The following is a 14177-nucleotide window of genomic DNA, read 5'->3' as shown; positions in this document are numbered from 1 at the left end:
ATTCCGTTGGCCGATAGATCCAGAGGACCGCTAACGTGAAAGCGTTCTGCCGCTAGCACGGCCACCTGTCGATCAGCTGACGAGTCTCGCTGCAAAAACGCCCAAGTCACTCGGTTTGCCACCCGTAGCAAAGACCAGCGTTGCACCGATTGCCTTGGCAAGTGAAAGGGCGGCCGCGGAGGTGAGTATTCGAGCGCCTGCCGCTCGTCGTTCTTCACGGACTCGGCCGAAAAGGGACCCCTGCCTGCCATTGACGTAACGCACCGTTGCCGCGCCCCGGGCTCGATGTTTAAGCCGCTGCCGCGTCGGTGCGGAAACGTGTAGGCGGAGCTAACGGACCGCCATGGATTCACTGTTCCAAATCGTTGCACCGAAATTATGCCTGCTTCGATGCCATCGCTGCGGTAACTGCGATAGGGCCGTCAGCTTGTCGAAAGAGTAGTGTCCTAGGTCCTAGATGGTGTCGTCACGGGCTGAGTTGGCCCGGTGTGGTAAGGGAGGTGAAATGGATCCTTTTGAGACAGGGCAAATTCGGCCTGACGGAGGCATTCCTTCTGCATCTTCCCAACAAGAGGGGGCGGAAGACGGGCGGGGGGCGGCACAGTGGGATGCATTCGTGACGGGTTTCGCAGCAAACTCCGGGCATTCAACTCATGCGGTGACCGAAGCAGACGAGACCCTTGAGAATTGGGCTTCTGAACAGCACGTGGGTCTCCTCGAGGACCGGGACGAAGCGGCAAGGCGGGTCAATGCTCTGGGTGAAGACGCCATGCTGGATCTCCAGTCGCTGTCCCTTACCAGTCTGCCCAGACTTCCAAGCGAGATCGTCGTGCTCGATGTGCCCTTCAATCGGCTTACCAATCTGCCTGACGAACTTCCGGCTTCGCTCCAGCGTCTTGATGTTAGTGGCAATCAGTTGAGCAGCCTGCCCGCGCTCCCGGGCGGGCTCAGAGGCCTCGACGTGAACTCGAACCGGCTGGAGAGCCTACCTGCCGTCCTACCTGCCGGGCTCCAATTTCTTTCCGCCAACCACAATCGGCTGCTGAACCTACCCGACTCCTTCCCTGCTTCGCTCCAATTTCTCCACGTCAGCGATAATCAGCTGACGAGTCTACCGGTGGCGCTCCCTGCTATGCTCGAGTTTCTCGACGTAAGCCAAAATCAACTGACGGATCTGCCGCCGGCTCTCCCAGCTTCGCTCCGGTTTCTCGACGTAAGCCAAAACCATTTGAACAGTCTGCCCGAGAACCTGCTGACCGCCTTGGGCGATGGTGGCACCCTAGTTCTGACTGAAAATCCGCTATCTGAGCAGGTGCTGGCGAACCTCAGTACAATCCTAGGCGCGGAGGGTTATGTCGGCCCGACTGTCCACCTTTCGCACGACGACGAAAGTGAATCGTCCGCGACAGACGATGAGCAGGCGGACGCTCTCGCTGAAACAGTTGCAGAATGGCTGAAGGGCAATCCACAGGAGGACGATCGGGAGGTGCTTGCCGCTTGGCAGAACTTTGCAGAAGAGCCGGGCGCTCGGGAATACGGGCTTTTCCTCGCCAAGCTGTTCGAGTCCGTCAGCTCTGGCAATGAAGGGTTCCGGCAATCGGTGGCCAATGATCTGCGTCAGGCGGCAAAAAACCCGCAATTGCGTGCCCAGTACTTTCAACTGGCATGGGATGCCAACCAGAGCTGCGAGGACCGCAGAACATTAACCTGGAACGGAATGCAGACCGCGCGCCTCATCGCGGAAGTCGAGAACGGCCTCTATGACAACAAGGCACGGCTTGCCGATCTCATCGAATTGGGGCGCGTCATGTTCCGCATGGACGCGCTCGAGGCGATCGCGCGCGATAAGGCTCACTCGCTCGCCTCGGTCGACAACGTAGAAGACATCGACGCCGTTGAAGTCTTTCTTGCCTATCAGAACAAACTGCGCGAGCGGCTGGGACTACAACACGTCGCGCCGGACATGCGCTTCTTTGAGGTCTCCGGCGTCACCGACTCTGACGTTGACAGGGCAGAGACATCCGTGCGGGAGAGGGAGGCGGCCGAATTTGCCGACTATTTGGCAATGGATTGGCAGCCTTGGGAGGATGTGATTCGCCGCATCGCACCTGAAGAGCATGCCAAGACGCAGGACCAGCTCATTGGTGCAATGGGAAAGGAGTTCGACAGCCGAATGGAGCAACAGCTCGCCGATCAAGGCCTGACCGGGGCTGAAGCTGGCCTCCTCGAAGATGCCAAGCGAGTGTTGGGCGCCGCAATTCGCAAAGAGATCGCCCGTGAGATCAAGGGCGCCCTAAGAGATAAGGTGCTCAATGAGCACGGCCTCGCGCTCTGAAGGCCCCTTTGCCGTAGGATGCTGTTAATTTTGCTGCCGTTCCTCTGGTGCGCCGGTTGGTGGCCGAGAGGAACGCGTAATGCGCAGCGAATGCAGCGGAGTGCCGATCGAGAGACCGGGCGTTGCTCCTGTCGCTCATGCTGCCGTTTGATGTAGGTCAGGTCGAGGCTTGGAGTAGACTGGCTGCTAGCTCTCTACTGAGGATCCTATACGCAACGACTGGATCGTCAGTCATACCAACTCTCCATGCGGAGCACGCCAGTACACATTTATCGGACACGCCTGCAATGAGAGTTCAAGCTGGCTTATTCGCGCGCGTTTCGATCTCCACGCAGCGGCTCATTAATTCGTCAAACGTGTCCGGCACATCGAACAACAGCCCGTCATCAACGATGTGCTGGTAATCCTGCTCCAAGACGGTTCGGGACCTTCCTTCGGGAACAAGCTTCAAGGCACCGCCGACAGCGCTTTGCGTACGCCCGTAAAGACGCCATCGCGGATCGCGCGAGACGCCCGCAGCAATATGCCGCTGGCGGTGCCCGGCTATCGGAGCCATTTGAATCGGTTCGCTGGGCAAGCCCGCCGACGACGGAAGAGCCGCTACAACCCCGTCACCGCGCCATGCAGGTCTGCTTGCCGTGATGAAGGCATGCTCTTGCATCAGGGCTCTCCTAGAAGAAAAAAGGCCATCGGCACACTTGGAAATGTTGCGCGGCACTTGACATAAGAAGGAGTCGATTGACCGTGTTATCTTGAATGCCGACGACCGGCGCCTGACAAGAAATTTATGCCGACTTTGCCTTCATCTGAGCCTGAAGAATGACCTTTTGCGCTCGCTGGTGCATTCGATTAAATCGAGCTGCGATGTTGGCCTCACATTCGATTTACGCCCATTGGCACCAATCTTCGACGGGTAGTTGGACAGGCTGCCAATAAGGGCGGGATAAGCGGATGATCGCATCCCGCCGCGAGCGATGGAGCGTCTTAACGAGCTCCTCTAAGCGTGGAGTGTCAGCCGAAGCCCTGCCCCTCTCACGCCCCTGGCAGTTTGGTTGCTGGACACCACTCTCCATCATGTCCGCTCTCTCCGTCATTCATCCGAGGATCGCAGTCGTTCCCTCACCGTCAGCGTTGTTTTGTCTTCCATCGATATGGTTCCGCGGGCAGCCAATCCGTGGCACCCCCGAAGAACGCTGTCAGCGACCATCTCGCGGCTTCCCCATCTGTCAGTTGATGGGAGTAAAGTTCGCGGCCTGAGGGGTTAGCCCCGACCCCGAAGGATCTATATTCGGCATAATAGCTCGTGCTCAAGTTGTTGGTCTTGCCCCTATCCCATTCGCGCCAGCCCTCCGGAATGACCTGGGCATCTATCTTTGTCGACAGAAAGACCACTGTGGCATACGGCCGCCAGGGGCGGCCAAGCGCGATATCGCGCGCGGCAGGGTCGGCACTTAGAGTGCAATGATCAAAAACATAGCCGCTGTCCTCGTCAGGGGCTGCCTTGCTCTGAGCGGTAAAGACGACCGCTTGATTGGCGATGCCGTGCAACTCACATTTCCGGAACCAGGCCTTGGCGTTGCCAAATACGAAATCGACATGCCCTTCGATGTAGCAGTTCGAGAAGTATTGACGTGACATTCTGCCGTTTGGACCCTTGCCGGCAAGCAGCGTGTCCTGGGCGCCGAGCAGGCGGACGCGCGTAACGACGTCCCTGTCTCCGGTAAGGGATAATGCAACCGCCTGCGAGGGTGGATTGGCCGGGTTGAGAGCGTAGTCGTTCTGGATGGTCAAATTCTCGAGCCGGAAGTCATCGCCAGTGGCATCCAGCGTCGCCGACCGGGCGGTTCCTCCTACATTGATCGCGCCATCGCCATACACAATGACGGTATTCTCCGGCTTGCTACCAGTGCCTGAGAGATGAACACCGGATTTGGAGATTTTGACCTTCTCACGATAGATACCCGGCGCGATCCGAACATCTCCGCCTTCCGCCGGCAATGCGTCGATGGCTTGCTGCACCGAGTGATAGTCGGCATTTACGGCATGCGACACGAACAGTGGCTGAGCGTATGCTGACGAGATGCAGAAACATCCCGTCAGAAGTGCAGCAGGGTGAACGAAAATACGCATGATCCTACACTTCGTTGAGTCAGCGGCACCTCGACGCAGTCGACAGAGCCTCTCTCGGCGGGATAGCCGCCGCGCATGGCCAACACATTTTTCGCGCCAAATCAGAACCTCCACGTCACCTTCGCATTCCTGGCCCTGCAAACCGTCAGACAATTGCAAACAAGTCCGGACATGAGGCTGACCTTCGTCAACACCAGTAATCTTGGCCCAGATGCTGAACTCACCACCCGAGTTCGGCGCCGGATGTAGTGCTTACCGATTGCTGTTGCGGAACGTCCTGGAACATACCTCCGAGCCGCGCAGCAGCGGTTTTGCAGCTCGTCCGGGCAGCGGCGGTGATACGTCAGAGTTATTTGCGGTGACGTTCGCATGTTCAACTTGCCAAGTGGCGGAATCGGCAAATCGGACATCTTCGAGTGTCACGTCAAGTGCATGCTCCTCGTCTACGCCGCGCATCAGCAACACACCGGTGTCGCCATGCACATGACGGAGAACGATTCGCCGATAGACCGGAATTCTCGGTGCCTTGTGCGCGCGGATCATATTTCGTATCAAAAGCTAGCGGCCACCGGTTGCCCCTCAGGCACACGTACTCATAAGTCACGCTCTCGACCAGACCGCCTCGGCTAACATCGCTCTTGATGCGCAGGCCGGACGTCGTACCATCCAGCGTCAGATTACGCACCAATATGTCTCTGGCCCCGGAATTCACCTCACTGCCGATCGACATGCCATGCCCCCAGCCGAAATAATTATCAATGATCGAGATATGGCTGCTTGAGCCATTGTCGCCGGCCTTGATTGCGACGTTGTCGTCACCCGTACGGATCAAGCTGCGGGTAATGGTCACATCCTGACTCGCGCCAAGATCGATGCCATCAGTGTTGCGCGCATCCGCCGGTGAATCGATTATGAGGCCCCAAAACGTGGCACCTTGGACCCGGTTCATCGCGACATGAAAGTTGGGAGCGTTGCGCAAGGTGACATCAGAGAAAGTGATGTCCTGCGCATGATCGATTTGGATCAAGCGCGGGGCGTTCTGGTTGCCGCCCTGGGCTTGAGCGCGGCGCGCTAGCTGCCACCAGGTTTCCGCGCCGCCGCCAATTATTGCGCCGCCCTGACCATCGATGATGCCTTCTCCGTAGATGCCACCGCCGCTCGTTTTGGAAAAGCTGATGAATGGCCGGCAACCGCCGCCGTTTTCCGCAATACGACCACATTGTCCGAGGCCCTTGTCGTAAGCAGCAGGTTCGGGGATGGCGATCAGCGCCGCCCCGCGTCCGACCCATAACGTCACACCCGATTTCATCTCGAGTGGGCCCGACCGGAACTCGCCACGCCCTAAATACACGGCGGCCCCGGAAGGACATTGGTCGATGGCATTTTGCAACGTGGTCGTATCTTGCTTGCCAGACGGCACGAGGCGTTCGCACACCGTATGAGGTGCAACAGGCTCAGTGATAGTCCGGCGGTCTTGCGCTTTCGCGGTGGGGAAGACAACGATGGAGGTGAGTATGAACAATAGGGCCAAGTTGCGAAAACGCTTTGTCATCGACCTCCTCGTGCTTTGTCAGGCATCCACGCCCCATCGGTGTCGAGCCGCTGGCTCGATCTAGCAGCCGCGCGCGTCACTGGCGCGCGCAAGATGACATTTATAAGACGCAGCAGAGGCCCGGACCGTGCACCTGCGCAGCAGCACTTTGCAGATGCGCAAAAAACAGGAAGCGTCATGTTCAAAATCCGACAGCTTCGTCAATGGTCGGCCTTCTCACGCCAATCAAGCGGGTCGCCGGATTCGGCTTTTTTGCATCTAGAAAGTCGTCGGCGCCCAGTGCTCGCTCTTGATAACGATTTCGATAAGCGGCGCATCAGCCTCACTGGGAGCAATTGGTGCTTGCCCAGTACCCGCCGAAGTCCGCGGCACTGACGCGCGCCTGACCCCGACTGCTGCTACTGACCCTCCGCGCTGTTCTTGAAGCGTCCGGAAAGCCAACCTGCGTGCTTGTTCTCCTTGAACACCGTGTTGGCGAGCTGGTTTAGTGTACTGTCACCACTGGCCTGGAGCGACTGCCGCCCTCGCCGGGAAAATCCGCCACCTTAAAGCATCTGAAGATACTTCTCAGCCGTAGATGGTGAGAGTTTCCGACGAGTACTGGGACCGCTCACCATCTCGTGAATGTAATCATGATCCGCGCGCGAGACCATTCGACGGCGGATTGCGACCGCGGCATCGTGGCAAGGCCTGCCACGCGCGCTGTATTCAGTTGCGGCTCAAAGGCATCTTCTTCCGCCAGTTTCGGCTGCTGATCGTTTAGTCCGGCGTGCTGTACCGATGGTGGAGGGGCAGCACTGGATAGTCGAAATTGTGCGAGTGCACGCCCGCCTACCGTCCAGGATCAATGGGTTTATCCATATTCGGAGAAGCTTTCGAAAAGCTGACGAGGCTACGGCCGGGAAGATGGATAAAACGACCGAACTGGCCCTGAGTAAGGGGGACAGCTCTTGACGTTCAATCCAGACATGTGCGTGAGCAGCCCTCCAGATAGGAGGCTCTAGTCAACACCGCAGGGAGACGTCCCGCATGTGGTGTTACTCCGCGCCCCATCCGCCGGCCCAACGCACCGCGATCACCAAAACGCCCCGCATAACGGCAGGCCGCCAGTTCGCGCGCCCCGGTCCGTAAAAATGATGCCTCCCAAGCCGGTCGGTATTCTCGCCGTTAACGTGGGTTACGGCAGTTTTAATGGTCTCATGATCGCCTGGAAAACGCCACGGCGGCACTAGCCAACAGGATCATCGATGCTTCGCGGTTCGCGCGGTAGCGCGTCACGTATTCAATTGTTTGCCGCAGAGTTGCGGTGGCGTTCATCGATCGGCAATGAGATCGCTCGACCCTCAAGCCTCCGCTCCAAATCCGCCAATCCTGCTTTACATTCGGCGACGACCGATTGGGCACGAAGCAGCTTGACCTTGAGCTCGTCCTTCTGCCTGACTATGTTCTCAGCATCCCAATCGTCCTGCAACAGCTCATTTACCATGTGTGACCACTGATGCAAGGCCGGCGCTTAGCTCCAAGAACCCAGGCTTGGCATCTCGCCGATACGGGCGCTTGAGCCAGGGCTTAAAGGTGGCGCAAACGATCGTCCAGAAGCGTAACGTCTTAACCCCGGTGTGCGCCATCTTGTTGAGGACCGCCATTGGTCGCGAGCCCGTTGCAGGACAGTCGGACTCTGGCCGGCAAAGCAAACGGCAATCCGAAGGTAGCGGAGTTCGCGATGCTGGCGCCCGTTTTGGAACGTGCATCAGGAGACGTCTGCCGTCGATGAAGTGGGCACGTTTCATTGAATACCTGGATCGGGTGCTGAACGAATATCATGGCCAAATTGGTGCCGTCACACATTCAAGCAACCGGCATGCCAATGCCCTCGAGCATTTTCATAGACAGAATTATGTAGTTTTTTCGCGCCATCTGGCTGCCGGCAATAATATTTGTCGCGACTGAAACAACCGATGTCTTGAGCAAGACAGCGAAAGCCGCAACCACGAGCCTGTAGCGGCGCTCACTCCGGCAGCCATTTCGGCCAGAGTGCTCCCACCATTTTTGCGCACGACGTTGTGGCGTGAGCCACAGTGGCGAGCGTTAACGCCAGAGTGACGGTGCTGTGCGGCCGATCGGCAGTCGATCCCCAATGCAGAAGAGCGTTGGAGGCTCCTCGCAATCTGGTGCCACGGCTGTTCACGATACTGATCTCACGCTTGAATTCCGAAGCCGCGTTTGGCCCAGCCTGGTCGAAGATCAGTTCGTGGCCCGCTTGCATCCTACGTCGCGATGCTACGCAACTGCGCCGCTCGGAACGGACTGTCGCACCTTCAGTCAGCATGGGCATCTTGGATGGCGTGGGAGATTGAACGGTTGAGCCTAGAGTGAGTCAAGCACTCGCGTCCGAATATGCCAAGCTCAAGCCGATCTGGAGCCCGGACAATGTTCGAATGTCAACAGCGTTTCGGTTTCACTCTTCATCGCGCGTTCTCGCTTGCTTGCCCGATGAGAGGCTCAAGACCTCCGAAATCTCCCGCAATTGATACTCGCGAGCACGGTGGAGCTGCTCATTGCGGGAGCGAGACCGCCGTCCGAAGATCCATGTCTCGCGGAATAAGTCGCGCACGCCAACCGTCCGTCAAAGAACAGATCGCGATTTTTTGTCCCCGAGTTCTTCACTGACGAAGAACTGAGGGAGGCAATTGTAGCCGACAGCGAACCCGGTAGCGGAATCCATAATCCTTTATCCGCGGCTTAGCTCGAATTGATAAAACGAGCGGGAGAGTTGGTGGGATCAGCAGCCGAGGAAAACCGACGAGAGAGCAATCGCACGATGATCACTGGGGCGAGACCGCCCGTCGTGGCTGCCTGCCGTTCTTCCATGGGACGATCAGCAAGCGAGAATAACGCACGCGTTCGCGGTCCATTGGGAAATGGCCTACTTAAGCTGGGAGTGTCGCGTCTTTCTGACGAACTGTAGATTTTGGAAGTTAACCAGAGTCAGCCAGATGGCACCTCGCCAGATCACGCGCATCACAAAGCATCGCGAAGACAGCCATCGGCGTATTCAAGTCAGCGGCGCGCCCCTTCCACTGAATAGACGCAATCTAGCGCACGTATTGAGCTATGGTGACTCTACAAAGGAAGCGCCGGTGAGATCATGGCCTTCAAGATGGGCGTTTCGGTGCTGTCACGCCAACCGCTGACCTGCCCTACTCTCCGAATTAATTGAACCTTAAGCTTCCAGAGTGATCCGCTCAAAAACGCGCGGCCCTGAGAGCGGGCCGCGAGTTAGGCCACGCAGCCGTATAGCTTTCGAGCAGTCCGCACCCGTTTGTTCCGGCGGCACTCGCACACAATCAACACCCACAACAGCACGACCGCTTGGGGGTCCGTCAGCCCAATCCGGACCGCACAGAAATTCAACGAGAAGGAGCGGCATGGTGACAACCCTTTTTCCATCGGGCTCATTCACCAAGATACTCAGCCACGCCGGGCTCCAAGCGCCCACAGGCAAGCGACCGTGATTGCGGTGAAAACGAGTACAGCGCCAATTGCTAGCACAATTTCCATCGTCGGCTTCCTTCTATTGCGCGGACCACCCACCAGACGTTGTATGTGAAGGAATTCCTCCGCCAATCGACTATCTGGACACCATTGTCTGTCACTCTCACGGAGAAGGAGGTTGAGGTGCAATAATCAAGACCGCTGTAGACTCCTGGGCACTTGGGCCTCAGTAGCCAATGCGATTCCGCACCGAAGTGATATACACTCGGTAGCGCACCGGCGATGTGGCATTCACTTTCGAAGTCGTAACCGTTTGTTATGCTCCCGGTTACGCGGACTCTGATTCTATTGTACCTGCGGCCTTCATGTTCGTACACGCTGAGGACTTCGCGACCGAGCGCATGAGCGAACGCGATAGCCGCTGAAGCCGCCCGAATGCGTTGCTCCATGTTGCCTCGCGAGCAGTAACGGGGCGGACCCGAAATGGTCTTGAACCATATCAGGCCCGCCCCAGCATCACAGCCCCTGCAAGACCGGTGACGCTCACTGCACCCAAGCAAGGACCGTGCCTTTCTTCCAAAAGGCTGCTGTACCTCGCTTGGGCTGTGTATACTTGTGAAGTGTCTCCTATTTTGTTCTGTCTCCATGTCCGTCAGGACGCAAAACGTTTGCAAGCCGACATTCGCGCATCAACGTTGAACTCAAGCGCAGGTAAGCTCGCAATCGCACAGGAAGGCGATCGCATCGCTCCGGAAGTAGCGCTGACGCTTGCAGTCTACAACCCTGCCGATCCCAAGCAGCGATGGGAATTGCTATTCTGAGTATCGTCGACACTAAGCCGTGCATCGACAACAAAAGCCGCGTCAGGAAAAATGGCAATCCTACTTGGCTCTACCAATTCAAAGGGTCAGTTGCTCAGCAGTGGAATTTTGTACCCCTAATGGACCTTAAGGTTGCAGAGTGACTGCCTCAAGAGGGGCGACGATTCGCGGCGCGCATAAACCGAATTCCGCTGATTACTCGCAAGGTAGTAGCGTATGGTACGATCATGCTGCAGGCGCAAATCCGTGTCGTAACGCAAAGCACGAAAATGAGTTCATGGGCGCCTTAGCCCCTCATCATTCTCGATGTCTCTCCCCTCCTTGGCGCTTGCGTTAGCGATCGGCTTCCTCAAATCGAGCAGCATGTTTTTGACCCAGGTCATTGACGTTTCATTTTCCCCAACGGGAGTACCGAGAGCGGCAAAGCCGCGGCGGCGTGCTTCAGCAAGTTTCAAGTCAGAATAGTGACCCAGCCGAACTTTGGTGCGGTTGTTTGACAACGACCAGGCTTTTCGCCTCTTGCGGACGCGCAAGGCAAAGGCCGGCGTCTTCCCGTCCATATACAAACCGGGCTTCAGTGACTGAACGATAAATCTGTGAGTCCAAGAATTGGCACGATCTGGCACGCCTCTCACGTGGGCTGAGGCGGGCAGCCATCCCGAAGTATATTTGGGTCGAATTCGCGTAAACCACCACGAAACGCGGTTCACGGGCACTCTGTGGAATGGTGGAGTGGCTTCACAATCGATTCGCAAGCTGGCGGCAGTGGTCTGAACAATTGCGTTTAGGATTATGGCAGCCCGTGATCGGCAAGATCGAGTGCGGCAACTGGCGCGTCGCCTTTTTTGCAGCCGGCGGCAAAGCCCGTCAGCTTCTCGCGAGGTCTCCGGTGTAGCGGTGCTGTCCTTGAAAGAAGGAGCAGAGCGTAGACAATCCTCCGCGTCGAGCCTGACGGCTTTGATGGAGGTCCAGGACGAGTTCGTGCCTCAGGCGGCGCATGCCAGGCAATAAATTCCGGACCATCTTCAGTAGGCAGTTCAGGCAGAGCAGACGCGCCAGACTCTGCGGCAGAGGACGGTGCGGCGCTATGCTGACGCGCCTTTTTAGCTCGGCTCTCGTGATGAAACATTCACCGCACTCGAACCACAATCTCTACCAGCCCGCATCAAGAACTATTTGTGGCCGGACTGACGGCTCTGCGCCAGCAGCGCTTCACCGGTGTCGCAATCCCAATGCCTGGACGGCGTACGCCTCGGCTATGTTGCTTCAGCTGAGAAGGGGAGTGGTCACGTCAGCAAGACCTCACCATTACCTGACAACTATCCTCATCAACCCGAGACAGAGACCCCGCTCTCGTCCAAGGCGTCATTCGTCTTTCGATCAGCCAACCCGGAGATCTTCAGCTGAGATCTTGCCCGTACGCCCCGCCTTGGGCTGATAACTTACGCGGGCCCCCTCTTCGAGAGTGGTGTAACCGGCCTTTTCCACGGCACTGACGTGCACGAAGACATCGGGGCCTCCATCCTCGGGCCTGATGAATCCATAACCCTTGGTCGGATTGAACCACTTCACAATACCCATTGCCACCTCGGCACCTCCATAGTGAACCGTTGTGATCTAGCGAAGAGTCTTCCGGCCATCAAGAGCAGCGGCAAAAAACATCGCGGCATGAATGCGAAGATCTCGTCTCATTTTTCTGTCCGATCGCCTAGCTGTCGCCCAATATGCAAACGATAGAAAGCCCCTGACGCGACCGCACTTCGCTTCCATTCCTGTGGTCCCGGATGGCGATTTGACCTTCGCTTCAGTTGCCGCGGCGAACGGTTCACAAGAGAGTTGCACGCATCGAACACGCCCCAATAATCCAACAACACGACGTCTGCATTGATGGTCCGCGAAGTATCGGTCACTAAGCCAGCAACGTTTCGGGAGGAATCACCCGAACGTTGGTTGAGCGCGCAGAGTCATAGTTCGTCCAACTTCTACCAGCAGCGTGTTTTGGAAATGCGTCTGCCGACCATCATTGCCGTCTTAGGGTGCGGCCCGCGCCGTCCGAGCCGCGTTTGGGTGATCACCATTTCAGCACGTCAGCCGCTATGATCACCAGATTTCAGCTTCCGACACATATCGAACCGCTACGCCGGTAAGGGGAGGACGGACATTGGAATTCGACCGACCGTCCAGCTTTCAAGAGTGTGATGCGCGTGCGCCGTTGGCTTGATTACCTTGTCCACGTTGCGCCTCACCGTCGCAATCAGCGATGACATGGAAGCACGCACTGTTCATAGTGTCAGCACCTCTATCATCGCTGTACACTTGCCACGCGACGTCTGCTTGTATTCGCCACAGCGCCACCGAAACCGCGGCTTAAAGAAGACCCAAACGCCGCGCCTTGACGACGCACTGCGTCCGGCTGGTCGTTTCCAACTTTCGCATCGCATTCTTGACATGAAAGTTGACGGTGTTCAGGCTCACTTTCAGGATCACTCCGATAGCCCAGGATGACTTCCCTTCCTCGACCCATCGCAAACACTGTCTTTCCCGTTCCGACAGCACAACCTCTTGCCTATCCGCCATGAATTTCTCCTGTAGTCCAGAGAACAGGAAAGCATCAGCAAATGCCATACCACTCAGTGGCGCCAGCAAACTGGCGGCGAGGCAGGACAAGTTCTTCGGCGATTGCCGCTCCATTCGCACGAGGCTGCCATCCTGCTGTAGCCCTATCGACGGGCTTTCGACATTGTCGTCAATCCGACGGCAGCATTACGACATCCGTGGCTGTCGATATTTTCGTCTAAATCTATGTGAGCCGGATATCACCCTTTCCCTAAGCACTCCTCCCCCGAAGGACTGTGGGAATTCTCTCTCGAGGCGTAGCACGGGCTCGCGAACCCAGGTCATTCATTTTGCATCCAAAGCCCTTCTTGCCAGCCTTAGGCGCGATGTCAATCAACCCATAGCGAAAGCTTTGCGTTCGGCGCGCCTCCTATGGCGATCATGCAAGCCTTTGCGGTCCCAATAAACTACCAATGCTGTTCATTGAGCGGCATCACCCGAAAAAATATGGGCAGCGACGTTGGTGGCAATCTAGGTCGGCTTACAGGATCTAGGCATGCAGCATCAAGCCAGAGGCGTTCGGTCCACCGCAGGTCAACAACGCGCGCGGCCCTCGCCTGTGGAAATGCTTCGTGCCCAGGACTGCTCGAATGATAAGCTCTCGTTTTGATAGAAGCCCATGATGGCCCTTCCGCCACAATCGCCCAGCGCTCAGGATTTAAGGGGCTCTGGGCTCTGGTCGGTCGATTGCCAGCTCGCTGAGCTATCGTGATGCCAATGAAGCTTCATGGAGCCAGCTCGTCCAGAGCGTCGAACGTATGGTGGACTCGACAGAGCTAGCTGTGCTCGTTGACGGGGATGGCAGCTTCGGCAGTTTCAACAATGCTCGCCTCCTCGCACGCAAACTTCGTCAGGCTGGCGCGGCGCGCGTCTCGCTTGAGGACAGCTGCTTCCCGAAGCTGAACTCGCTCATTGGTGAGCGGCCTCCGCTCGCCTGGATGAATTCTGCGGTCGTCTGCAGGCTGTAAAAGATGCAGTCGCCGAGAATCTTGTTCTCGTGGCCAGGATCGCGGCGCTGATTCGTCACGGATTGAACGAAGTCATGCTCCATTCGATTGTCGCCTTGTGGTGCCTGCCGTCCCGCAGTAGGGCATCCAGGCGTCGCACCAGGTCGCCGGCCCGGCCGACGAGTCCCTGCCCGATCTGCTCGGCGTACTAGGGCTCGGACTCAATTGATCCAATAGGCAACGATGGCGGCGAGATGGACGGCAGCCAAGAAGTTCGTGGC

The 14177-nt window shown here is 57.4% G+C and carries 10 protein-coding genes and 2 pseudogenes; 4 read left to right on the top strand and 8 right to left on the bottom strand.

The genetic code is table 11. The features are described from left to right. Positions 1-505: 505 nt before the first annotated feature. Positions 506-2335, top strand: a complete 1830-nt coding sequence (locus ACM43_RS13700) for an NEL-type E3 ubiquitin ligase domain-containing protein (protein ID WP_036030724.1) — start codon at positions 506-508, stop codon at positions 2333-2335. A gap of 295 nt (positions 2336-2630) precedes the next feature. On the opposite strand, the gene ACM43_RS13695 is transcribed toward ACM43_RS13700, so the two are convergent. Both ACM43_RS13695 and ACM43_RS13690 read right to left on the bottom strand, forming a co-directional pair. Next, positions 2631-2996: a hypothetical protein gene (locus tag ACM43_RS13695; protein WP_141697714.1), complete on the bottom strand. Its 366-nt coding sequence runs from the start codon at positions 2994-2996 to the stop codon at positions 2631-2633. Between the two features lie 464 nt (positions 2997-3460). Next, positions 3461-4465 carry a pectinesterase family protein gene (locus tag ACM43_RS13690; protein WP_271540651.1) on the bottom strand — a complete coding sequence of 335 codons (1005 nt, stop codon included), beginning with the start codon at positions 4463-4465 and terminating at the stop codon, positions 3461-3463. A gap of 75 nt (positions 4466-4540) precedes the next feature. Here ACM43_RS13690 and ACM43_RS13685 point away from each other — a divergent pair, with 75 nt between their 5' ends. Further along, positions 4541-4714: a hypothetical protein gene (locus ACM43_RS13685; RefSeq protein ID WP_157786052.1), complete on the top strand. Its 174-nt coding sequence runs from the start codon at positions 4541-4543 to the stop codon at positions 4712-4714. A 175-nt stretch (positions 4715-4889) separates the two neighbouring features. Here ACM43_RS13685 and ACM43_RS13680 read toward each other — a convergent pair whose 3' ends face one another. Together ACM43_RS13680 and ACM43_RS13675 are read right to left on the bottom strand one after the other, a co-directional pair. Then, the gene (locus ACM43_RS13680; protein WP_271540649.1) at positions 4890-6017 is read right to left on the bottom strand and encodes a glycoside hydrolase family 28 protein; all 1128 of its coding nucleotides are present in this window, start codon (positions 6015-6017) and stop codon (positions 4890-4892) included. 1282 nt (positions 6018-7299) lie between these two features. Next, the gene (locus ACM43_RS13675) at positions 7300-7503 is read right to left on the bottom strand and encodes a hypothetical protein (RefSeq protein WP_225115078.1); all 204 of its coding nucleotides are present in this window, start codon (positions 7501-7503) and stop codon (positions 7300-7302) included. Positions 7504-7574: 71 nt separating this feature from the next. On the opposite strand from ACM43_RS13675, the gene ACM43_RS13670 reads away from it, so the two are divergent. Then, the gene (locus ACM43_RS13670; RefSeq protein ID WP_141697715.1) at positions 7575-7967 is read left to right on the top strand and encodes a hypothetical protein; all 393 of its coding nucleotides are present in this window, start codon (positions 7575-7577) and stop codon (positions 7965-7967) included. Between the two features lie 2641 nt (positions 7968-10608). Here ACM43_RS13670 and ACM43_RS13665 read toward each other — a convergent pair. The 3 genes and pseudogenes from ACM43_RS13665 to ACM43_RS13655 form a co-directional block, all read right to left on the bottom strand. Then, positions 10609-10893, bottom strand: coding sequence for a DUF4102 domain-containing protein (locus ACM43_RS13665; protein WP_036030658.1), 285 nt, complete (start codon positions 10891-10893; stop codon positions 10609-10611). 820 nt (positions 10894-11713) lie between these two features. Then, positions 11714-11920, bottom strand: a complete 207-nt coding sequence (locus tag ACM43_RS13660; RefSeq protein WP_036030656.1) for a cold-shock protein — start codon at positions 11918-11920, stop codon at positions 11714-11716. A gap of 780 nt (positions 11921-12700) precedes the next feature. After that, positions 12701-12898: pseudogene (locus tag ACM43_RS13655) on the bottom strand (response regulator transcription factor); the annotation flags it as partial. Between the two features lie 719 nt (positions 12899-13617). Between ACM43_RS13655 and ACM43_RS38630 the strand changes: the two are divergent. Further along, positions 13618-13776 (top strand): annotated as a pseudogene (locus ACM43_RS38630) (phosphoenolpyruvate phosphomutase); the annotation flags it as partial. Positions 13777-13799: 23 nt separating this feature from the next. On the opposite strand, the gene ACM43_RS38625 reads toward ACM43_RS38630, so the two are convergent. Next, positions 13800-14000, bottom strand: coding sequence for a hypothetical protein (locus ACM43_RS38625; protein WP_333919220.1), 201 nt, complete (start codon positions 13998-14000; stop codon positions 13800-13802). Positions 14001-14177: the final 177 nt, after the last annotated feature.

The sequence above is a fragment of the Bradyrhizobium sp. CCBAU 45321 genome, assembly GCF_028128975.1.
Classification (GTDB): Bacteria; Pseudomonadota; Alphaproteobacteria; order Rhizobiales; family Xanthobacteraceae; genus Bradyrhizobium; species Bradyrhizobium yuanmingense.
This window is presented reverse-complemented; position numbering and strand designations above follow the sequence as displayed.